The organism is Litorimonas cladophorae (assembly GCF_014652455.1).
GTDB lineage: Bacteria > Pseudomonadota > Alphaproteobacteria > Caulobacterales > Maricaulaceae > Litorimonas > Litorimonas cladophorae.
Genome location: NZ_BMYV01000001.1, coordinates 439689 through 461230 on the forward strand (window position 1 = coordinate 439689; position 21542 = coordinate 461230).

Below are 21542 nucleotides of genomic sequence, written 5' to 3' on the forward strand. Positions count from 1 at the left end.
GTCCGTTATTTAATATCCGTGCCATAGACTGGCCATATTTCGCCTCATAGTTATGTTGTAACACGACGCTGGAGGCATTGGTGAATATTGGGGTGAAGACAAATGCGAAGGGTGGTCGTTTACGCCGTCTTTTCGCTGACCCGCGCAATTACCAAATTTCTGTCCTTTCCAGTCTTATCCTTCTCGGTCTATTTCGCTACGGCTTACATCTGCCATGGTGGCATGTCGCGGGATGTGTTGGCGCAACACTCACCACCCAATTTGCGGCTGACAAAGTTATCAAACGGCCCTTTGATCCCCGCAGTCCTCTGATTTCTGCCTTATCTCTTACCCTATTGCTGCGAACGGGCTCCGTGACCTTGTCCATCGCGGCGGGCGTCATTGCCATTGCGTCCAAATATCTCATCAGGTGGCGCGGAAAACATATCTTCAATCCCGCCAATTTTGGTCTGGTGCTTCTGTCCCTGACGTTTGGGGCCGCATGGATTTCACCAGGACAGTGGGGTCAGGCGACCCTGTTTGCGCTTCTTTTGTTGGCGCTTGGTGGCGTTGTGACGGGCAAAGCCAAACGTTGGGATGTGTCTCTCTCTTTGCTAGGGTTTTATGCAGCGCTGGTCTTTGGACGCGCAGTTTGGCTCGGCGACCCGTTGGCGATCCCAATTCATCAGATGCAATCTGGCGCTTTGCTAATCTTTGCTTTTTTTATGATCTCTGACCCCAAGACGACGCCTGACTCGCGATTTGGCCGCGTTCTCTTTGCCGGGCTTGTTGCGACGGTTGGTTTTTCCATCCAATTCCTATTGTTCAATGCAGCAGGCATCATTCTAGCTCTGATCCTCTGCGCGCCCCTCGTGCCATTCATCGATCACCTTTTTCCGTCTGGTCGTTATCAATGGCCAACCCAATTTTCACTATCTCGTAAATCTGTAACAGGAGACTCCCATGAAACTCTCACACCTGCTGAGTAGCGCTTTCGCATTCGGATTTATCGCGACGGCATCCTCCGCCAATGCGTTTTGCGGCTTCTACGTCGCCAAGGCAGGAACTGACCTCTTCAACGAAAGCTCCAAAGTGGCGCTAGTGCGGGACGGAGACCGCACCGTCATAACGATGGCCAATGATTACCAAGGTGATCTGACAGAATTTGCGATGGTGATTCCTGTGCCAACAGCAATTAAGCGCGAACAGGTTCATATAAGTGACCCAGCGCTCCTCAAGCATCTGGATGCCTACACGGCCCCGCGTTTGGTTGAGTATTTTGATGATGATCCGTGTGCGCCGCAAGTCATGTATGAAGCAATGCGGTCTTCAACTGATGTGGTCGTTATGACGGGAACACGGCAACGCGCCAAATCCCTTGGTGTTACCATCGAGGATGAATTCACGGTTGGCGAATATGATATCCAGTTGTTGTCTGCGACCCAATCTGATGGCCTCATGACCTATTTGGACGAAAACGGCTATCAAGTCCCCATAGGCGCAAACCGCATCCTCGGCAGCTATATCAAGCAAGATATGAAGTTCTTCATCGCCAAGGTGAATCTCGAAGAGCAATCCAAGACAGGGAACGAATATTTGCGCCCGATCGCAGTTGCCTTTGAAAGTCCGAAGTTCATGTTGCCTATTCGTTTGGGCACATTAAATGCGCGGGGGGATCAGGATCTATTCGTCTATGCTTTGACCCGCGAAGGCCAAGTCGAAACGACGAATTATCGCACGCAGAAAATTCCGACAGGCCAAGAGCTGCCCGTCTACATTAAAGACAACTTTCCTGACTTTTACAAAAGCATGTATGCCACCAGCGCCAAGCGCGACGGCGGGCATGGCGTTTTCATGGAATATGCGTGGGACATGGGATGGTGTGATCCATGTGCCGCTGACCCGCTGAGCCGTGAAGAGCTTCAAGAGTTGGGTGTGTTTTGGTTGCCGGACAGTCAAAATAAGCCAATGCCGAGAGGCCGCCGCATCATGCCCCAAGCACAAAACGTTTTTGTGACCCGCCTACATGTGCGCTATGATGCCAAGAGTTTCCCCGAAGATTTGAAGTTCAAAACCACAGGGAACAAAGAGAACTACCAAGGCCGCTATGTCCTACGTCACGCCTATGAGGGTGAGATGAAATGCGAAGCTGCGACGGATTACAAAATCGCCGTAAATAAGCGCAAAGACGAAGAAGTTAAGGCGCTTGCCAATCTCACAAGTTGGGATCGCGCAGAAATCTGGTCAGACATCGAAGAGGCTGGTGTAGGTAAGAAGTTCACTATCACATACAAAGGGGATGACCGAGGTCCAACCTGGTGGAAGGATATTTGGGGTGACAAGTAGGTTAGGGAGAGCTTTTTGGGTGTCCTTACATAGAAGGGGTGTGGAGTTTGCATTTGGTTAACTTGTTTTGACAGGCTTTTCTTAAATCACGCGTGCTAAGGCCCTGCTTGGGGTCATCTGCTTTTAAGTGGATAAATTGGGTAAGTCTAAAATGTGGGTTGACTTTAAGACATCAAATGCTGGCAACGTCTCGTTGATGTTTGCCATAGTGTTGGCCGTTTGCGGTGTGTGCATTGGCGCCGCCATCGATGGGGCCAAACTGATGTCCGTATATGACAGGTCTTCATCCGTAGCAGATGCGGCTGCGTTGGCCGGAGCATCTGCTTCAGAATCGGGTAATGCGGAGCGAATGGCGGTTGTGCGTGCTTATATTGAGGCCAACGCATTTAAAATCAGCCCAGGCGTGATTTCTGGAGAACCCACAATTGTTTTTGATGATTCCAAAGAGACTGTAACCGTAATCGTTCCAACCACTGTTAGCTTAGCATTCGGTGGGTTCTTAGGCGCGCGCGATAAGCCCGTAGGCGCCACTAGCGCTGCCACCTATTTAAAGAACAGCATTGATCCCGTTTCAATTGCTTTCGCTCTCGATGTTTCAGGTTCAATGCAGCTAAATGCGTCTGGTGGCGGCACGAAAATAGACGTGGTCAAACGGTCGACTAAATCCCTATTTAAAGCGATCGAAAATGGCACAGACAATCCAGTCAAGCTGAAAAAGGTTCTGCGCTCCGGCATGTCTGCGTATAACACTGACCTTGTGACATCTTTGCCAATGAGTTGGGGCTGGGATGCCTTGGAATCTTCGGTTGATTTACTGTCAGCGACCGGCGGTACCAATTCCACACCAGCTCTTGCTAATAGTTATAAACAGTTACTGAATGACAGGTCTTTTCGAGCGGCGAATGACCCCAATTATATTCGCAAACGATTGAAAGAGTATGTGATTTTCATGACGGACGGTGACAATAATCAACCAGGTTTTGACGTCGAATCAATGCAGCTTTGCTTCGATATGCGTGCCGAAGGTATTGAAATTTACTCCGTAGCCTTCGAGGCTCCAGAGAAGGGCGAGTTGCTACTGGTTGAATGTGCGTCGCCTGACGAGGGGGAAGAAGGGCCCGGATTTTCAAATAAGGACCCGAGCAAATGCATGAATAACGGTGCCAATGGTAAAGGAAAAGCTCTAGGCCATTGTTCTAATAGAACAACGAAAAACGACTACTATTTTGATGCCGATGACGCAAAAGCCTTCGAGGCAGCGTTTAAACGGATCGGCGAGGAAATAGTTCGGTCTAATGTGCGGTTGAAATAGGCGGCAACCGCCTATTTAATGACCGCGCATGCGGCGCGACCGCCTGCCGCTCCTGTGGGTTGGCTCGTATAATCATCGGCTCCTTCATGGATGATTAGCGCTGAACCATCTGCGTCCCTTAATGCGGGGAGTGCAGTTCCATCGATGCTAACCTGTTCGTTAAACAGCACGAATACGCCATTCCCTTCGGCGTCGATTTCAATATTCATCATATCGCCAGCGTGAGGGCCGTCATCGACATTCCCATGAGCAACTTTAGCAGGGTTGAAGTGTCCGCCAGCTGTAGTGAAGTCTGGCGCATCACATCGGCCAAACTCGTGAAAATGCATGGCGCGAGTTCCAGGTTTAAGACCCGAAAGTTCGACTTTAATTTCGACGCCTAGCCCCGCGTAGGGTTTTAACTCAAGTGACCCGATAGTGTCGCTCTGCTTGTTCTTAATGGGGAAGCTGACAGCATTCTCGCCATAGGCAGGCGTATCTTTCGCGAGGGAATTTTCTTCAGTAGTACCGCCGCACGCGACGAGGAAAACGCAGGATGTAGTCAGGGCTGAAATAAGGGCGAAATTAGTCATTTTTTAGCTCCAGTGAAAATGGCTGTCACATTTGAATACGCAGGAGTGAAGTGCTAGGTTCCAAGGGATAATTCAACCCTGCCGAATCGAGTGCTGAATGGCTGACGAGACCGACATCCCGGAAGACGAAATTACCCCTAGCGAACAGGGCGTTTCCCCCATCACGATTGAGGAGGAGATGAAACGCTCCTACCTCGACTACGCGATGAGTGTGATTGTATCTCGGGCTATCCCAGATGTCCGCGACGGGCTGAAACCCGTCCATCGTCGTATTCTTTATTCTATGCATGAAAACGGGTTCACCCGAGAGAAAGCCTATCGTAAATCCGCGCGTGTTGTTGGCGATGTCATAGGTAAATATCACCCTCACGGTGACACGGCCGTCTACGACGCTCTTGTGCGTATGGCGCAGGATTTCTCTATGCGTCTGCCCTTGCTCGATGGTCAGGGGAACTTTGGTTCCGTGGATGGCGATCCACCCGCCGCGATGCGATACACAGAGGTCCGCATGGACCGCCCAGCGGCCTCTTTGCTGGCAGATATCGAAAAAAACACCGTAAATTTTCAAGATAACTATGACGCGTCTGAGCGCGAACCTGTTGTTCTCCCGGCGCGTTACCCCAACATCCTCGTCAATGGGGCGGGCGGCATTGCGGTGGGTATGGCGACGAATATTGCCCCCCATAACCTCGGCGAAGTCATTGATGCAACTTTGGCGTTGATGGAAAATGGTCAACTGAGCGATGATGAGTTGCTCGAAATCATTCCTGGCCCCGATTTTCCGACAGGCGGCGAAATTATGGGCCGTTCTGGCGCGAAGCAGGGTGTTTTGACAGGCCGTGGGTCTGTGACTGTACGCGCGCAAACCACTATTGAAGAGATCCGCAAAGACCGCTTTGCGATCGTAACGACTGAATTGCCCTATCAGGTTAATAAGGCGAATCTGCAAAAGAAAATTGTCTATCTGGTGAATGATAAAAAGATCGAAGGCGTGTCAGCCGTTCGGGATGAGTCTGACCGTGTGGGTATGCGTCTTGTTGTTGAGCTAAAGCGTGACGCCGTCCCAGAAGTCGTGCTGAACCAGCTTTTCCGCTACACGCCGATGCAACAGAATTTCAGTTCCAACATGCTTGCGCTGAATGGCGGTAAGCCCATGCAGATGAGTGTCCGCGAGATGCTTGAGGCTTTCCTTAGCTTTCGCGAAGACGTCATTGCCCGCCGCACGAAATTTGATCTGGCCAAAGCGCGGGATCGTGCGCATATTTTGGTTGGCCTTGCGACAGCTGTCGCCAATATTGATGAGATTATACGTCTCATCCGATCGTCTGCGAACCCGAAGGAGGCGCGGGAGAACCTACTGGCCAGAACTTGGTCGGCAAAAGGTATGGGCGCGCTGATCACCTTGATCGCGGACCCACGTTCCAAATTGATGGACGATGGCACCATCCAGCTGACCGAAGAGCAAGCGAAAGCTATTCTCGATTTGCGTTTGGTGAAACTCACCGCGCTGGGCATGGATGAGATCACTGATGAAGCTGAAAAGCTGGCCGCGACAATTACCGACTTGCTTGATATCTTGCGGAGCCGCGCACGAGTTCAGGAGATCATTTCAGGTGAACTTACTGAAATAAAAGAAAAATATGCAACACCACGCCGTTCTATCTTCGTAGAAGGCGGCATGGACTTTGACGATGAAGACCTCATCGCAGTTGATGACATGGTCGTGACCGTTACGGCTGCGGGTTATGTGAAGCGCACCCCGCTAGATACCTATCGAGCTCAGCGCCGGGGTGGCAAAGGTCGTGCTGGCATGGCGATGAAGGACGAGGATTACGTTACGACGGTATTCGTCGCGACAACTCACACGCCGGTCTTGTTCTTCTCCTCAACAGGTATGGCGTATAAGCTCAAGGTCTGGAAACTGCCTCCGGGTGGACCGAACACTCGGGGTAAAGCCCTGGTGAATCTGCTGCCATTGGCGCAGGACGAGAAAATCAATTCGATTATGGCTCTGCCAGAAAACGAAGAGGATTGGGGCGATTTGGATATCATGTTTGCGTCGCGCTCTGGCGGGGTTCGCCGCAATAGCTTGTCTGATTTCACCCGCGTGAACCGAAACGGTAAGATCGCGATGAAGCCTGACGAAGGCGACGGTATTGTCGATGTCCGTCTGTGTTCTGTCGATGATGATGTCATGCTGACGACGGCAAATGGCAAATCAATCCGCTTCAAATCTACGGATGTGCGTCGCTTTGTAGGCCGCACATCGTCGGGCGTTCGCGGTATTCGATTGGCCGAGGGAGACGAAGTTATCTCGATGGCCGTTCTGCGCCACGTCGATATCGAAACAGATGAAGCTCGTGCCTATATGAAGCATGCGAATGCTATGCGTCGTGCTTTAGGGGACGAAACCGAAGACGACACGGATGATACCTCGATTGAAACAGCGCTTGATGCTGAACGTCTGGGCTTCTTGCAGGCAAATGAACAGTTCCTGCTGACCCTCGCGGACGATGGGTTGGGCAAGCGAAGTTCGTCCTATGATTATCGCTGTATGAATCGCGGTGGACAGGGCGTCACGGCGCAAAACCTCGAAAGAGGTAAGGCTGAAGATGCGAAACTTGTTCGCTCTATGAGCATTGAAGACGACAATCAGCTGATGATTGTCACCGATGGCGGGCAATTGATCCGCTGTCCCGTCAAAAATATCTCAATTGTCTCCCGCAGTGCACGCGGCGTCACGGTGATTCGTGTCAAAAATGACGAGCGTGTTGTGTCTGTCGGTCGGATTGAAGAGTCAGAGGATGAAGAGGGCGAGGCGGCTGCTCCACCCGAAACTTCCGGAGAAACCGAGCAATAGGCTCTCTGGCAATTAAGGCCTCCCTCTGTTAGCGATTTAGCAGAGGGAGTTTTCTATGTTCTATCGGTCCGTCGCACTTGGGCTTCTTGTAAGCCTTTTAATGTCCGCCTGCGGAGATATCCGACCTCCTTCTGAAGCGACATACTCCGTCGAGATCATCCGCGACGATTACGGCATTCCTCATATTTATGGCAAGACCGACGCGGATGCCGTTTATGGCATGATCTACGCGCAGGCCGAGGATGATTTTCCGCGTATTGAGCGCAACTATGTTTGGGCAACGGGGCGATTAGCCGAGATTGAAGGCGAAGACGCTCTGTTTTCGGATCTACGTGCGCGCCTGTATATGACAACGGACGAGGCAAGGGCGGCTTATGCTGAGGCACCGAAATGGTTGCAGGATCTATGTGATGCGTGGGCGGCGGGACTAAACGATTACCTGGTGGATCATCCGAGCGTCACGCCAGAACTGCTGACCCAATTTGAGCCCTGGATGCCGATGTTTTTCTCAGAAGGGTCCATCGGTGGCGACATTGAGCAAATTCCTCTCGACGGAATTCGGGCCTTTTATGGCAATGATATTCCAATGCCTGCTTTAAATGCGGCGGCGCAAAAACGTATAATTGATCTAGAGGAACCCAAAGGTTCCAATGGGATAGCGTTATCAGGTGATCTAACCCGAAGCGGCGATGCGATGTTGCTGATCAATCCCCATACTAGTTTTTATTTTCGCCCAGAAATCCATGTCGTCAGTGAAGAAGGCCTCAACGCTTACGGTGCTGTGACTTGGGGACAGTTCTTTGTCTATCAGGGGTTTTCCGAAAACAACGGCTGGATGCACACTTCCACTTATGTCGACTTTATCGATGAATTTGAAGAGAGCGTTTTCGAACGGGATGGGCAGTTGAGCTATCTTTACGGTAAAGAGGTTCGACCCATGCAAGTCGATGAAGTGACCCTGAATTATCGTGACGGTGATCAGGTGCTGGCACGGACCTTCCCGACCTATCGTACCCACCACGGGCCGATCACCCATATCAATGAGGAGGGCCAATGGGTCGCGACAAAGATCAATTGGGACCCTGTAAACGCTTTGCGACAGAGTTTCTTACGAACAAAAACTAAAGACCACGCCACGTTTCGCGAGATGATGGGTATCCGCACGAACTCGTCCAATAATACCGTATATGCCGACGCCGATGGCACGATTGCCTATTACCACGGGAATTTTGTACCCAAACGGGATCCGCAATTCGATTATTCACGGACTGTGGATGGCAGCGATCCGCGCACAGACTGGGACGGTGTTCATACCGTGGAAGAGGCGATCACGATCACTAATCCTACGACCGGTTGGATACAAAACGCCAACTCAACCCCTTTTACGGCGGCGGGGTTGGATAGCCCGAAGGTAGAGAATTATCCTCCCTATATGGCGCCTGATAAAGAAAATTTCCGAGGTGTTCATGCGGTCCGCTTGCTTGAAGATGCGCAAGATATGACACTCGAGAGTTTGATTGAGCTGGCCTATACGCCTGAGTTACCTGCGTTTGAAGTCCTGATTCCAAGCCTGATCGAGGCCTATGAAGGGTCTAATCGGGACCCGTCTTTGGCCGCTCCAATCGCGGCACTGGGTGATTGGGACTACACGTCATCGGTTGAATCCCTGCCGATGGCTTTGGCGCATAGTTACGGTATGGAGATTTTGGAAAATGCCAAGCGTCCGCGAGAGCGTATGAGCCGCATGGAGCTTTTGACCTATATGTCAAATGAAGCAGATAGCGCAGAACAGCTCGGGCATTTCGCAGCGGCACTAGAAACGATGAAAGCCGATTACGGCGACTGGAATGTAGAGTGGGGCGAAATCAATCGGTTCCAACGCCTGACGGGCGATATCCAGCAGCCCCATGACGACACCGCGCCAAGTGTGCCAGTCGGGATGGCGTCGGGACGTTGGGGGGCGCTCGCAGCCTTTGGCGCGAAACAGGCCAATGGTTCAAAAAAACTTTATGGTTATCGCGGGAATAGTTTTGTTGCTGTTGTCGAATTTGGTGACAGATTGACGGCTAAATCCCTGCTTGCGGGTGGCCAAAGCGGCGATCCGACGTCGCCTTATTTTAATGACCAGGTTGATCATTATGTCGCCGGGGAGTTCAAAGACGTCGCCTATTACTGGGAGGATGTGCAGGCGCGTGCGGTAGAAACATACAGACCTAGGGAGAGACACAAATGAGGCAAATTATGACAATGAAAACTATCTTTTTAGCGTGCTGTTCGCCTGTTTTGTTGGTAGGTTGTGCAACCACACAAACGGCGTCTTCCGGTTCCGACAGCCTAGTCTTTACGGGTTTTTCTCAGCAGACAGATGGAGGGCAATATCACGGCGGAACGGGGTTGGTCTGTCCACCAGCGCTCATGAATTTACCGATTTCAGACCAGCGGGAATATGGCACGGACGCGACCGATGCGTCCTGCAGCTATCGCGCAGAAGACCAGTTCGCGACGATTTACTTTAGCAAACTCAACGAGACTTTTCAGAGTAATTTCCAAGGCTCTGTCGCGTCCATTTTGCAAGGTCCCCTGGGAGAAAAAACCGAGTTTGATGAAGAGACTACTCAAACCTGCCAACTTGGCGGTTTGCTCACTGCTGCTGTGACGCCTAGCGAGGACGCTGACGGAGCAAAAAGCTCCGAGCCTTACGCTTTTGAAACAGCCGTTTTTTCAAGTTCCGATCTCGTAACAATTTTGCAGCTAACGGAGCTGGATAAAAAATTCCTGAAATTGCGATACACGCGACTGAATGCGCCGTCATCGGAGGGAGTGAATTCTTGCATAGAGGGATCTGCGGCGCTGCGAAGTGTCTATAATTTAACGCGTGAACGTGGGTTGAGATAGCAGGACCGCCGCCATAAACTTTGAAAGTCTCCAAACAGTTCTAGCAAAGCTGCTTCACGCCTATATAAAGTCTCCATGATAAAACGAACGGCGCTTTACCCTGGAACCTTTGACCCGATGACCTTGGGGCATTTGGATATTTTGAAGCGGGCCTCCCGTCTGTGCGATAGATTGATTGTCGGGGTGGCTGTCAACCAAGCTAAGGGGCCGCTTTTTGAGCTAAAGGACCGCGTCGAGATGGTTGAGCACGTTGTTGCGCCATTTCGAGACCGGATTGAGGTTGAGGTGCGACCTTTCGAAGGTTTACTGATACATTTCGTTGAAAAATGCGGGGCCTCAATGATAGTGCGCGGCCTACGTGCGGTCAGTGACTTCGAATATGAGTTTCAAATGGCTGGGATGAACGATCGTTTAAACCCGGATATTGAAACAGTTTTCTTAATGGCTGACCCACAATATCAGACGATTGCTAGTCGTTTGGTCAAAGAAATTGCCAGGCTTGGCGGAGATGTGTCGCAATTTGTGACGCCCGAAGTCAAAGCTCGATTAGAGGACAGATTCAAATGAGCCACCGTACGTTCTGGGCCCTTGCGCTATCCACCGCCTTTGTTGGAAATGCCTGCGCAGCCGAAAATTCTGATGCCGCATCCTCGGATGCTAGAGCAACTGCAGGTACAGCGACCGCTGGATTTGACGCGCCAGACGAAGCGTGGCGGACTGTTGATCCCGAAAATCTTTTGATCATCGATACGAAATACGGCGACATTGGCGTCGAACTCTATCCTGAGATCGCGCCGAAACATGTTGCGCAAGTCAAAGCCTTGGCCCGTGATGGGTTTTATGATGATGTCGTCTTCCATCGCGTGATCGATGGTTTCATGAACCAGACCGGTGACGGATCAAATGGTGACGGAACGGGTGATTCTGATATGCCCGACATTGAGGCAGAATTCACATTTCGTCGCGGTGCCGACATGCCGTTCACTTTGGTAACCGCCAAGAAGATGGGACAGGGCGAGATAGGCGTGGGTTTCTACAAGTCGCTTCCCATCGCTAGCCAGCCGACGAGCCAAGCGATGTTTACCAAAGACAATAAGGTCGATGCGTTCGCACTTCACTGCAAGGGTGTGACATCTATGGCCCGTACAAATGATCCCAACAGCGCAAATAGCCAATTTTTCTTGATGCGGGCGCAGGCTGAGCATCTAGACACACAATATTCAATCTGGGGCAATACCGTTATGGGTTACGAGTTTCTTGACCGTCCGATCGTAGGCGTTGTCGGTGAAATTCCAGGCTGGATCCCTGATCGTATGAATGAAGTCGATGTGGCCGCTGATCTTCCAGAGGCCGAACGTCCAACTGTTCAAGTCCTTAGGACTGACCACCCGGCTTTTCAAAACTGGTTGAAGACCCGGAAAAATGATGACGGGTCTTTTCCCGATATCTGTAATCTAGAACTACCAACGCGCGTGCGCTAAGCGCCGCTCTAATTCCCCCAATCTTAATTTAAAATTTTTTAGGACGCATATCAAATGGCCGAAAAACTCATCATGACTGTCGACAACAATAAGGGCGAAAAGGGAGATGTGACGATCCTATTGCGTCCAGATCTTGCGCCCTTGCACGTCGAACAGATCACACGTCTTGCAAAAGACGGCTTTTATGACGGCCTAGAATTCCACCGCGTCATTGACGGCTTTATGGCGCAAGGTGGCTGTCCAAATGGCACAGGCATGGGCGGCGCGGACAAGCAAATCAAAGCTGAGTTCAACAAGCATCCACATATTGAAGGCGTTTGTTCTATGGCGCGTTCCTCCAACCCGAACTCAGCATCCAGCCAGTTCTTCATCTGCTTGGACGACGCTGGTTTCCTAGACGGACAATATACGGTCTGGGGCGAAGTTGAGAGTGGAATGGAATTGGTCCACGCACTTCCAAAAGGTGAGCCACCGCGCATGCCAGGTAAAATCGTCAAAATGACGGTCGCTTAATTCCACGACTTTCTTATTTTGAATAGGACGGTCCGATATGGACGTCTCTCTTTTTGATTTTGACTTGCCGGAGAGCGCTATCGCCCTCCGGCCGGCCAGTCCGCGCGACAGCGCGAAGCTTTTGCATGTTCAGGGTCTGGACGCGATTGAGCACCAAATTGTCTCCGATTTGCCCCAGTTATTGAGGCGAGGAGATGTTCTTGTTTTTAATGAAACACGGGTTTTCCCAGCCGCATTGACTGCAATTCGTCCAGCTCGCGATCAGGGTGGTGGGGGCGATGTCACGGTGACGGTGAACTTGCACAAAGATGCGGGCGAAGGTGTTTGGCAAGCGTTTTGCCGCCCAGCCAAGCGATTGCGTATTGGCGACATTTTACACTTCGACGAGACCCTTTCCGCCAGCGTAATCGCCAAGCGAGACGGCGGGGACGTTTCCCTGCAATTTAATGCGAAGGCCGAGCGCCTTCAGGCCGCATTTGAACACTGCGGCGCACCGCCATTGCCACCTTATATCGCCCGCAAACGCGCACCAGATGCTCAGGATGTCGAAGACTATCAAACTGTCTATGCGAAGGAGAGTGGTTCTGTTGCTGCCCCGACAGCGGGATTACACTTCACGCCAGAATTGCTGGCGGCGCTACAAGATCGCGGCGTGCAGAGTGAGTCGCTCGTGTTGCATGTGGGGGCAGGGACCTTTCTACCCGTAAAGTCTGACAACACTGATGATCATGACATGCACAGCGAATGGTTCACAATCGATCCGGCTACGGCGGAGCGATTAAATGCCGCCAAGGCCGAAGGACGGCGGATTATCGCTGTGGGGACGACCGCATTGCGTGCGCTCGAGTCTGCGGCAAAAGACGGCGTCGTCGTCGCTCAGTCGCGTGACACAGATATCTTCATCACCCCAGGTTACGAGTTTCAGATTATTGACGGCCTGATGACAAACTTTCATCTGCCGAGATCGACGTTATTTATGCTGGTCAGTGCGTTAGCCGGTCTTCAAACTATGCAAGTAGCTTATCGTAGGGCGCTTGACGCGGATTACCGTTTTTACTCCTATGGTGACAGCTCTTTGCTTTGGAAAGCGCTTTAATGGCAAAATTCCCATTCGATATTCACGCAACTGAAGGCGCGGCGCGAACCGGCGTATTACGTACCGCGCGCGGTGATATCCGTACGCCCGCCTTTATGCCCGTTGGAACAGCGGGAACCGTCAAGGGTGTCTATATGGATCAGGTCCGTCAAACGGGTGCCGATATCATTCTGGGTAACACCTATCACCTCATGCTGCGGCCAGGGGCGGAGCGTGTTGCTCGTATGGGTGGGTTGCATAAATTTGGGGGTTGGGACGGTCCGATCCTGACCGACTCGGGTGGTTTTCAAGTTTGGTCGCTCTCAAAACTGCGCAAGATGACCGAAGAGGGTGTGACATTCCAGAGCCATCTGGACGGATCGAAGCATATGTTGTCCCCGGAACGTTCAATCGAAATCCAAGCGGACCTTCTTGGCGCCGATATTTCCATGCAATTGGATGAATGTACGGATTTTCCGGTGAGTTATGACAAAGCCGCGCAGTCCATGGAGTTGTCTTTGCGATGGGGTAAGCGGTCATTGGCGGCATTCGGTGAACGCTCTGACCAAACGCTTTTTGCGATCGTTCAGGGGTCAAATTTCCCGGAATTACGTAAACTCTCCGCAGAAGCCTCTGTCGCAGAAGACACTGCGGGCGGTTATGGCGGGTTTGCCATTGGCGGGTTGGCCGTGGGCGAGGGCCATAGCGCGATGTGCGAAACGCTTTCTGTGACGACTCCCTACCTTCCAGCGGACCGTCCGCGTTATCTTATGGGTGTTGGGAAACCGATTGATATTGTGGAGGCCGTCTATCGTGGCGTGGATATGTTCGATTGTGTGATTCCAACGCGGTCTGGTCGGCACGGCCAGGTTTGGACAGATCAGGGGCCGTATAACATCAAACGCGCCGAGTTTGCAGAGAATCAAGAGCCGTTAGATGACGCAATTCAGTGTCCTGCGTCCCAAGATTACACGAAGGCCTACGTGCACCACCTGATTAGGTCAGGGGAACTTTTGGGCGCGATGATCCTATCTTGGCATAATATCGCCTATTTTGAGGATTTAATGGCCCGAATCCGTGCATCTATCGCCGCGGGGACGTTTGAATCCTTCGTAACTGAATTCAGAGCGAACTGGTCGCAGCCAACAACATGAGATTAGGGTGTTTTTCGGGTTGACGACACCGCAGGCCGACCCTAGTTAGGCGCGGCTTTTGATAAGCGCCCTTAGCTCAGTTGGTTAGAGCGCCTCACTTTTAATGAGGATGTCCGCGGTTCGAATCCGCGAGGGCGTACCAAAGCTTTTCCCGCTCTTAGAAGTCTGTGATTTTCTAGAGCGGATCTATATTTCGATGCAGGTTTGGTGCGGTATGTCCAAAACTGTGCTCTGAAACCACTAGGGGATTGAAAAGTGATGCAATTTAGCAACTTTTCCGAAAAAACCTTTTAATTTCCGTCTGAATTGCTTATTCACCGTTGGCATTATGGAACCATTCCGTATAGCTAAGCATTAGACACCCGAGACCCCAACGGGGGTTTTACGTTTAATTATATCATATGGCTCAGCCATTAATGGAGGAAATCTCATGAAGCAGAAGCTTCTCATCGCAGCCGCAGCAGCGGCACTGATGGCCGCGCCATCATTCGCATCCGCTCAAGACGGTGCCGGTTGGTATCTAAAAGGTGGAGCCGGTTACGGTCTGCACACCGATATTGATTACACAGACGGTGTAGTTGGTGACGTCGAAGCTGAAGGCAATGGCGCGTTCAACTTGGGCCTTGGCTATGACTTTGGTGACAACTGGCGTCTAGAGCTCGACGGAACAACAATGTTCAACGAGCATGGCGGAATCAGCAACACACCATCCTCTTTCTCGAAGCTTCGTACAGACGCTCTGATGATCAATGCGATCTACGACTTCTCTGATTTCGGTAAATTCGCACCATATGTCGGTGCCGGTGTAGGTATCGTTCGCGGCGACGCAACGATTGCTTCTTCAGACTTCCCGAATGTCGATAACGATGGTCAAATTCGTAACCCAACTTGCGTTGGTCCACGTTCGACTGCTGATGCATTCTCTTGTAACTACAATGACGAAGACGCTGGCCTTGGTTGGCAGCTTCTTGCTGGTCTTGGATATGATATCACAGACAAGCTGACTTGGGACACAAGCTACCGTTACATGCAAGCTGCTGACATGGAATTCAGTGGTTCGTTTAACAACTCCGCGACTGGCCAATCTTTGCCAGCTCAGGTTCAAGCTGAAGGCATCGGCGCCCACCAAATCCTAACAGGTTTCCGTTATCGCTTTGGCGCATCTGCTCCGAAAATGGTCGAGCCCGTTGTCGTTGCACCTACACGTGATTATGAGTGTTGGGACGGATCTATGGTCTTCAATGCAGGTCAGTGTCCTGCTGAAGTCGTCGAGCCTGTTCGCACTGCAGACGTTCGTTGTTGGGATGGCCAAATGGTCTTCGCTGCATCCGAGTGTTCAGCCCAACCACCGACTGTTACATGTCCAGATGGAACTCTGGCATATGACTTGAACCAGTGTCCAGTTGTACAACAAGCTGCCCTTTGTGGTGAAACTTATCGCCAAGAAATCATCTATTATGAGTTCGATAAAGGTGCATCTGCTGAAACACGTAACACAATCACACGTGCGCTAGACGCAGGTGAATTCTGTAACGTTCAAAACGTCCGCGTTGTTGGTCACACAGATACATCTGGTTCGGCATCCTACAACTTGGCGCTTTCTAAGCGTCGTGCGAACGACGCTCTAAACGAGCTTGTTCGTCAGGGTATGGATCGCTCAATCATCATGTCCGAAGGTAAAGGCGAAACAGAACCATTCGTCCAAACTGGCGATGGTGTTAAAGAGCAGCTTAACCGTCGTACAGAAGTACTTCTCACGCTCGGCTCCGTCGACGCGATGATGAACTAAGCTAACGCTTAGAATTGATATTGAGCTCGGTCTTCGGACCGGGCTTTTTTTTTGTCTTTCGTTTGGCGTCAATCAGACAACGAAAGCGCTTAATTAGGTTTAGAGCTGTAAGTTTAAGCCGTTGCAGGTTGTAAGCCGAGTCAGGGAATGAAAAGACCGTGGCTCTCGAGCTGTAACTTTATAACCAAGTTGAAGGTGCGCTTGCCTAAAAACTTGGTATTTCAGATAGTTAGGCTGACTTTCCTAAACTATAGAATTTGATTCGGTGTTCTAGAAGGCGACTTAATTCCGAGCGCGTCGTTCAGGTCAGTCATTGTTGTCGTGGAATTTCGCCAAGTTCACCAGTGGCAATACTTACTCAGTGCAAGGGGACGCCTCGCCTTAGGTGAGAGAGCTTTACGCGACTTTTTGGCGCTGAAACCTGCGGGTTACTTTAGCAGCTTGTCATCAGGCGCCGCATCGCGCGTGCCGTAATTTGTGTTATCGGTAGTGAGGCGTTCGTAAATCGGCGCAAAGTCTTGCTGTGTTGCTTCAAAAAGTTGCTTGTAGCTCTCAATCACAAAATAGGTTTTCTGGAATATATCGATTTCATATTCGGTGCGCATAATCCGTTCCATGTCAAAACGAATGCGTTGTGGCTCCGCATCTTCGAGACAATAGTGGCTTTCGCCTGCAGAGGATACGATCCCAGCGCCGTAAATACGTAGACCATTGGGCGTCTCGATAAGTCCGAATTCCACCGTATACCAATAAAGTCGCGCGAGATTGTGTAATGTTCCGAGGTTCAATGCACGCAATCCACCTTGGCCATAGGCCTGCATATAATCGGCAAAAACTGGGTTCGCCAACATTGGGACATGTCCAAAAATATCGTGAAAAACGTCAGGTTCTTGTAGGTAGTCCAATTGATGACGACCGCGGATGAATCGACCGGCAGGGAACCGACGGTTTGCCAAATGGGTGAAAAAGACGTCGTCTGGAACGAGGTGAGGGACCATGACAATCTTCCAACCCGTTAAAGCGCTCAGAGCATCATTAAGTGTCTCAAGGTTCGGTATACCCGATTGACTGAGAGAGAGCCGTTCCAATCCTGCTAAAAATTCAGGTGCAGCACGATCCTGTAAGAGTTCAACTTGTCGCGCGTAGAGCAAATCCCAAATCGCATGCTCTTCTTCCGTATATTCTTCCCAACACTGATCAATCGAAAAGTCCGCGCGTGGCGTTTGCCGAGCGACAACGGGATCGTTTATAGAGGCGTGGGTCATTGCAGCCTCTTACGTCCTTAGATGTGATAAATCCTTGCGTTTATAGGCGCTAATCTGAGCGCTTTTTTCCGCCAAACAGGCCGTTCAGGCGTTTTAACACCTCTTCTTCAGGCTTGGTTTCTTCTGCTTTTTCGGGGACGACTGTATCATCGGCTTGATTTGTTTCTTCGGCAGGAGCCGTCGCATCTGTTGGTGTTTCAGTTGTTGAGGGTGTCTTTTCCGTTTGCTCGTTTGACCCTCCACCAATGACGCCGCCTATAATGTTGCCAAGTGGTCCGCCCACACGATCCTTCACGGCGTCGACAGCGGATTTTCGGGCTTTGGCTTGTGCAATTTGACCTAATAAACTCGTGTCCAGCGTGGGCTTCGCTTGCCCAAACGCGCCGCTAAACCTCAAGGGGACGCCGAAATTGGCGACGTCGCTCCCGCTATTCAACTTAGGGCGGATGCCAATGTCGAGCGTTTGTTCGCCTAAATCTATCCCGCCGCCGCCTTCCATGAATAATGCACCGGATTGGAGTTGAAAAGTTTGAAGGCTGACACGACCGTCGGATGCAGTAAAGCCACCCGTGAGATCGCTAAAGTTAGTGGTTTGGCCAAGGCCTAATGCGCTGGGAAGTTGTCGATTTGTGATCGCCTGGTCGATCCCCTTCAAAAGAGTTTCCGCGTTCACACCTAAAAGCTGGCCATTAGCCGCGGTAAATTGGCCCTTTCCGCTTAAAGTGCGCATAATCGCAGCCTGGCTTTTCCCGCTGCCTGTGATCTCCATCGTTAGATCAGACGTCCCAGTGACTTTGTCAAAGCCCCCCATCGACATCATCAATTCCTGCGCTTTCACGCTCTTGATGTCAGCGCTGAGGGCGATGCTTGGCGATCCGTCAGTGGACCGAACGGTGAAAATGCCATTTGCAGTTCCGCCGTAAAGGTCTGAGTTTTCAATACGGCTCTCGAGGGTCCCGTTCTTCAATGTCAGACGGGCGTTTGTATCCCCTAGGGCTAGACGGGTCATTTTGATCGACGGCGCTGAAATCCGTAAATCGGCGTCAATCGCGTTCAGTCCCGAGACATTGATAGGCGCTGTCGACCACGGAACAATCTGTCCCGCAGGTTTCTGAGCGGACCATGCTGCCATATAAGGCTGTAGATTTAGGTCAGAAAACGCAATTTTGCCAGTTAATGTCGGTCTCAACGTCTGCAGGGAAAGCTTGAAATCCCCTCTGCCAGAGAGTCCATCCAAGGACATCTTGCCAGATGTAAACTCTAGGAGATCAGGTACACCCGACACTTGCCCTGAGATCGACAGGGCTTCGAAAATGCTCCCAGATGGCGTATTTGCAGGCAGGGTGACATTGCGTTTGGTTGAAAGCGTACGCAATGACGGGACGTCTAAGGTCAACCTGCCTGCAATATCGGGCGCTTGTCCGAGCGCAATTTCGCCGCGATAACTTCCATTCACATCACCCTCAGTTAAGTTGGCGTCGGTGTTGTTCAGAGAAAATGTGCCATTCGCCAGCCGAACGTCACCTGCAAAACTAACGCGTTTTGCGACATCGGCAAAAGGAATGACGCGCGGTAGCGCTGCATTGAGGGCTGACAGGTCCGCGATATCCGCTTGGGCGCTGCCTTGCATTGATAGAGTTTCGTCAAAAGCTAGCACCCCAGTGAAGTTCCCATTGACCAGGCCTTGTGTCGCCTTGGCTTGCAGGTCCGTTACAGAAACGCTTTCACCTGCGATTTTTACCGCGCCAGTCGCTGTGATAGCTTTCAGCGCTGCCGTGTCGGGTTGGTTTAATTCTAATTTATCGACCAACCTCGCCACGTCAGGGGATTTCACATCGAACCGCCCGTCTGCGCTTAAGCTTCTCTCGTAGCGCGCAGTCCCTTTGTAACTTGCGTCAATGACCTCGCCAGAGGTTTCGGCCACCAAATCAGTGATGTCAAAGGCGTTTCCATTCCAAGTAAGGTTCCCATTGGCATTGAGCGTATTGAGCGCGTTTAAGGCTGGGACTGGTTCACTTAAATATGCCGTGACGACGGACATATCGGACAGATTTACCTTGAACGCACCCTTCGCGGAGCGCGTATCAGAGGATGAAAACTGCCCCGTATAGCTCACGTCAAAGCCGTTACCGTTCAAATTTGTCTCCAAGTCGGTGACATTAAATTCAGCGCCGTCATTAACCACGCGTCCTTTAGCATTTACGGTATTTAGTGCCGGCAATTTTATGTGCTCTGGCAAAGGAAGACGTGCCGCCATCCCCAGAGGGTCGGAGGAATTTAAGTCGAAAATGGCGTCTATGTTCAGCGCGTCACTTGCCAAAAAATGTCCTGAGATTTCTACGTTCCCCAGATCCGTGGTGACAGACCCGTCGAAGGGCGTGCGATCGCCATTTAGAAAGTCCAACGGTGATGCGAGCTCTGCAGCGATAGCGACAGCGAGATCGTCCAGAGTCATGTCTCCGTCAATCTTTATCGGTTTTGAAAGGGCAGGGGCGCGTAGGTCCAAATTTGCGTTCCTTATCGAAACGTCTCGGTCTTCTGCCGAATCGATAAATCGGATTTGGCCATTTTTAATAGAGAGAAGATCGAGGGCAGGGTCATAATCGGTAAATCTGCCATCTCGCTGAAAGCCTTCTTCGGCACGAGGTTCCGAAAGCGTTGCGTTTTGAGCCAGTGCTGTGTTTGCCGTGCTCCAATTTACTGTCCCATCGGCTTTTCTCTCCAGCCAGATGTTTGGGCTATTTAGACGGATTTGGGAGATTTCGACTTGTTTCTGGAGAAGCGGCCAAAGCTTTACCTTGGCGTCCAAACCCTCAACTTCGACAAAGTTTGTGGTTTTAAAGCCTTCGGCGTTTGCAAGCGCCACGGCGCCTGTTTCAATTTGAATTGCTGGGAATGTAGAAATCTGGATGTCGCCCGTGATAGACACGTCTCGCGCCATGACGCGACTAAGCTCTGTCTCTAACCTGGCGCGATAAGTATCGGTGGAGATGAGGGTGGGAAGAATAAAGATGGCTCCCACCAAAAGGACAACAAAAAGGCCTGAGCCCATAAGAATTCGCTTAAACATAGGATGAACAATATGGTGCGTTGGCTGGACTCGCTAATTTTAAATTTGAACAATACGGTAAAATAGGCGTTAATAGCAGTAACAACACCGCTCGGAGCTTACCATTCGGTAAAATGGACCTGTTCTTGCCTGTCGGCGGTGAAATGAGCGGAGACTATTATGTGCAATCACGAACATGCCCACGGCGAAACAGAGGCGCCCCACGTCGCATTAATGCCGCGTCGAAGATTACTGAAAGCCCTAACAATTGGCGGCACAGCTGCGGCGGTTTCGGCGTGTACAACGAACCCATATACGGGTCGCAAGCAGCTCGTAGGTCTTGCGCCGGGTGATTTATCGGGCGCTGCAGAAGCATCTTGGGCTGAGATGAAGGCGAAAATCCCGACATCAAATGATCCGCGTTACACGTCTCGTCTGCGCAATATCGGCAGCCGCATCTCGCGCTCCTCCCCTTTCGCGAATGAAGCTTGGGATTATCAAGTTTTCGACACAGATACCAAAAACGCTTTTGTCCTGCCAGGAAACCGCGTTGGTTTTTATAAGGGTATGATGGACTTTGCCGAGTCAGATGATGCCATCGCGGGCATTATGGGCCACGAAGTTGGGCACGTCGCTGGTGCACATGCGCGTGAACGTATGTCCATGCAGATGGCCAGCCAATTGGCTGTTGTGGGTGGCACCGTCATCGGTGGCGTTGCTCTGAATAAAAAATGTGACAACGTTCCGGCAAATCAACGAACGGCGTGTCAACGGTCTGCAAGCCAAAATACTGCGCGCCTCCAACAGGCCTTAGGCTTGGGTACTTTGCTTGGCCTAGTTCTTCCGTATTCTCGTAAGCACGAAGCAGAGTCAGACCTTCTCGGGGCGAACTACATGCAGCGTGCAGGATATAACCCCTATGAGTCGGTCAAGTTGTGGGAGAAAATGGCGGCAAATTCGACTTCTTCTCAACCCACTTTCTTGTCGACTCATCCTGATCCTGCATGGCGTGCACGCAATCTGGATGCCTATATCCGTCGTCAAGAGAAGTTGGGGTCACAAGGCTTCCAAAATATTCGGACCTAATGTGATTTGGACAGGAAAAGGGCTTGCACCTTTTTCCTGTCTGCCCTAATCGGGCGCTTCGAATTTAGATGCCGCCTTAGCTCAGCTGGTTAGAGCGCTGGTTTGTGGAACCAGAGGTCCTCAGTTCAAACCTGAGAGGCGGTACCATTTTCCCCAAATATTTTGA

16 protein-coding genes and 2 tRNA genes are annotated in these 21542 nt (G+C 51.2%); 15 read left to right on the forward strand and 3 right to left on the reverse strand.

Annotation, left to right across the window (positions count from 1 at the left end; translation table 11 throughout):
- Positions 1 to 80: 80 nt before the first annotated feature.
- From IE073_RS02200 to IE073_RS02210, 3 genes are all read left to right on the forward strand, one after another.
- Positions 81 to 968 (forward strand): RnfABCDGE type electron transport complex subunit D, encoded by an 888-nt coding sequence (locus tag IE073_RS02200; protein ID WP_189580746.1) that lies wholly within the window; start codon positions 81 to 83, stop codon positions 966 to 968.
- On the forward strand, positions 943 to 2325 hold the full coding sequence (locus IE073_RS02205) for a DUF2330 domain-containing protein (RefSeq protein ID WP_189580748.1): 1383 nt from the start codon (positions 943 to 945) through the stop codon (positions 2323 to 2325). The genes IE073_RS02200 and IE073_RS02205 overlap by 26 nt, the downstream gene beginning before the upstream one ends.
- Positions 2326 to 2461: 136 nt before the next feature.
- Positions 2462 to 3637 carry a vWA domain-containing protein gene (locus IE073_RS02210; protein ID WP_189580751.1) on the forward strand — a complete coding sequence of 392 codons (1176 nt, stop codon included), beginning with the start codon at positions 2462 to 2464 and terminating at the stop codon, positions 3635 to 3637.
- 11 nt (positions 3638 to 3648) lie between these two features.
- On the opposite strand, the gene IE073_RS02215 is transcribed toward IE073_RS02210, so the two are convergent.
- Entirely contained in the window at positions 3649 to 4209 is a 561-nt protein-coding gene (locus tag IE073_RS02215; RefSeq protein ID WP_189580754.1) for a superoxide dismutase family protein, read from the reverse strand.
- Positions 4210 to 4306: 97 nt separating this feature from the next.
- Between IE073_RS02215 and gyrA the strand changes: the two genes are divergently transcribed.
- The 10 genes from gyrA to IE073_RS02265 all read left to right on the forward strand — a co-directional run bounded on the left by gyrA (position 4307) and on the right by IE073_RS02265 (position 15976).
- Complete coding sequence (gene gyrA, locus IE073_RS02220) at positions 4307 to 7069, forward strand: DNA gyrase subunit A (RefSeq protein WP_189580757.1); 2763 nt, start codon at positions 4307 to 4309, stop codon at positions 7067 to 7069.
- A gap of 55 nt (positions 7070 to 7124) precedes the next feature.
- Positions 7125 to 9302, forward strand: coding sequence for a penicillin acylase family protein (locus IE073_RS02225; RefSeq protein ID WP_189580759.1), 2178 nt, complete (start codon positions 7125 to 7127; stop codon positions 9300 to 9302).
- A gap of 8 nt (positions 9303 to 9310) precedes the next feature.
- The gene (locus tag IE073_RS02230) at positions 9311 to 9964 is read left to right on the forward strand and encodes a hypothetical protein (RefSeq protein ID WP_189580762.1); all 654 of its coding nucleotides are present in this window, start codon (positions 9311 to 9313) and stop codon (positions 9962 to 9964) included.
- Positions 9965 to 10039: 75 nt separating this feature from the next.
- Complete coding sequence (gene coaD / locus IE073_RS02235) at positions 10040 to 10531, forward strand: pantetheine-phosphate adenylyltransferase (RefSeq protein ID WP_189580764.1); 492 nt, start codon at positions 10040 to 10042, stop codon at positions 10529 to 10531.
- Entirely contained in the window at positions 10528 to 11445 is a 918-nt protein-coding gene (locus tag IE073_RS02240) for a peptidylprolyl isomerase (RefSeq protein ID WP_189580767.1), read from the forward strand. Before coaD ends, IE073_RS02240 begins: the two co-directional genes overlap by 4 nt.
- 54 nt (positions 11446 to 11499) lie before the next feature.
- Positions 11500 to 11958 (forward strand): peptidylprolyl isomerase, encoded by a 459-nt coding sequence (locus IE073_RS02245; protein WP_189580770.1) that lies wholly within the window; start codon positions 11500 to 11502, stop codon positions 11956 to 11958.
- A 37-nt stretch (positions 11959 to 11995) separates the two neighbouring features.
- Positions 11996 to 13054, forward strand: coding sequence for a tRNA preQ1(34) S-adenosylmethionine ribosyltransferase-isomerase QueA (gene queA, locus IE073_RS02250; RefSeq protein ID WP_189580773.1), 1059 nt, complete (start codon positions 11996 to 11998; stop codon positions 13052 to 13054).
- The gene (gene tgt, locus IE073_RS02255) at positions 13054 to 14187 is read left to right on the forward strand and encodes a tRNA guanosine(34) transglycosylase Tgt (protein WP_189580776.1); all 1134 of its coding nucleotides are present in this window, start codon (positions 13054 to 13056) and stop codon (positions 14185 to 14187) included. The genes queA and tgt overlap by 1 nt, the downstream gene beginning before the upstream one ends.
- Positions 14188 to 14252: 65 nt before the next feature.
- Positions 14253 to 14329 (forward strand) — tRNA-Lys (locus IE073_RS02260).
- A gap of 288 nt (positions 14330 to 14617) precedes the next feature.
- A complete protein-coding gene (locus IE073_RS02265; protein WP_189580780.1) occupies positions 14618 to 15976 on the forward strand; it encodes an OmpA family protein in 1359 nt (452 codons plus the stop codon).
- 428 nt (positions 15977 to 16404) lie between these two features.
- On the opposite strand, the gene phhA is transcribed toward IE073_RS02265, so the two are convergent.
- Both phhA and IE073_RS02275 read right to left on the reverse strand, forming a co-directional pair.
- A complete protein-coding gene (gene phhA / locus IE073_RS02270; RefSeq protein ID WP_189580783.1) occupies positions 16405 to 17241 on the reverse strand; it encodes a phenylalanine 4-monooxygenase in 837 nt (278 codons plus the stop codon).
- A gap of 49 nt (positions 17242 to 17290) precedes the next feature.
- Positions 17291 to 20293: an AsmA family protein gene (locus IE073_RS02275; protein ID WP_189580786.1), complete on the reverse strand. Its 3003-nt coding sequence runs from the start codon at positions 20291 to 20293 to the stop codon at positions 17291 to 17293.
- A 177-nt stretch (positions 20294 to 20470) separates the two neighbouring features.
- On the opposite strand from IE073_RS02275, the gene IE073_RS02280 reads away from it, so the two are divergent.
- Together IE073_RS02280 and IE073_RS02285 are read left to right on the forward strand one after the other, a co-directional pair.
- Complete coding sequence (locus IE073_RS02280; protein ID WP_189580788.1) at positions 20471 to 21376, forward strand: M48 family metallopeptidase; 906 nt, start codon at positions 20471 to 20473, stop codon at positions 21374 to 21376.
- Positions 21377 to 21446: 70 nt separating this feature from the next.
- Positions 21447 to 21523 (forward strand) — tRNA-His (locus tag IE073_RS02285).
- The last annotated feature ends 19 nt before the right edge of the window (positions 21524 to 21542 follow it).

What these genes read in the sequence shown, in the direction of transcription:
- IE073_RS02230 (WP_189580762.1), top strand. Translation starts at nt 9,311, where the DNA reads ATGACAATGAAAACTATCTTTTTAGCGTGCTGTTCGCCTGTTTTGTTG.
- IE073_RS02225 (WP_189580759.1), top strand. Translation starts at nt 7,125, where the DNA reads ATGTTCTATCGGTCCGTCGCACTTGGGCTTCTTGTAAGCCTTTTAATG.
- IE073_RS02205 (WP_189580748.1), top strand. Translation starts at nt 943, where the DNA reads ATGAAACTCTCACACCTGCTGAGTAGCGCTTTCGCATTCGGATTTATC.
- IE073_RS02275 (WP_189580786.1), bottom strand. Translation starts at nt 20,293, where the DNA reads ATGGGCTCAGGCCTTTTTGTTGTCCTTTTGGTGGGAGCCATCTTTATT.
- IE073_RS02265 (WP_189580780.1), top strand. Translation starts at nt 14,618, where the DNA reads ATGAAGCAGAAGCTTCTCATCGCAGCCGCAGCAGCGGCACTGATGGCC.
- gyrA (WP_189580757.1), top strand. Translation starts at nt 4,307, where the DNA reads ATGGCTGACGAGACCGACATCCCGGAAGACGAAATTACCCCTAGCGAA.
- coaD (WP_189580764.1), top strand. Translation starts at nt 10,040, where the DNA reads ATGATAAAACGAACGGCGCTTTACCCTGGAACCTTTGACCCGATGACC.
- IE073_RS02240 (WP_189580767.1), top strand. Translation starts at nt 10,528, where the DNA reads ATGAGCCACCGTACGTTCTGGGCCCTTGCGCTATCCACCGCCTTTGTT.
- IE073_RS02245 (WP_189580770.1), top strand. Translation starts at nt 11,500, where the DNA reads ATGGCCGAAAAACTCATCATGACTGTCGACAACAATAAGGGCGAAAAG.
- tgt (WP_189580776.1), top strand. Translation starts at nt 13,054, where the DNA reads ATGGCAAAATTCCCATTCGATATTCACGCAACTGAAGGCGCGGCGCGA.
- IE073_RS02215 (WP_189580754.1), bottom strand. Translation starts at nt 4,209, where the DNA reads ATGACTAATTTCGCCCTTATTTCAGCCCTGACTACATCCTGCGTTTTC.
- IE073_RS02280 (WP_189580788.1), top strand. Translation starts at nt 20,471, where the DNA reads ATGTGCAATCACGAACATGCCCACGGCGAAACAGAGGCGCCCCACGTC.
- phhA (WP_189580783.1), bottom strand. Translation starts at nt 17,241, where the DNA reads ATGACCCACGCCTCTATAAACGATCCCGTTGTCGCTCGGCAAACGCCA.
- queA (WP_189580773.1), top strand. Translation starts at nt 11,996, where the DNA reads ATGGACGTCTCTCTTTTTGATTTTGACTTGCCGGAGAGCGCTATCGCC.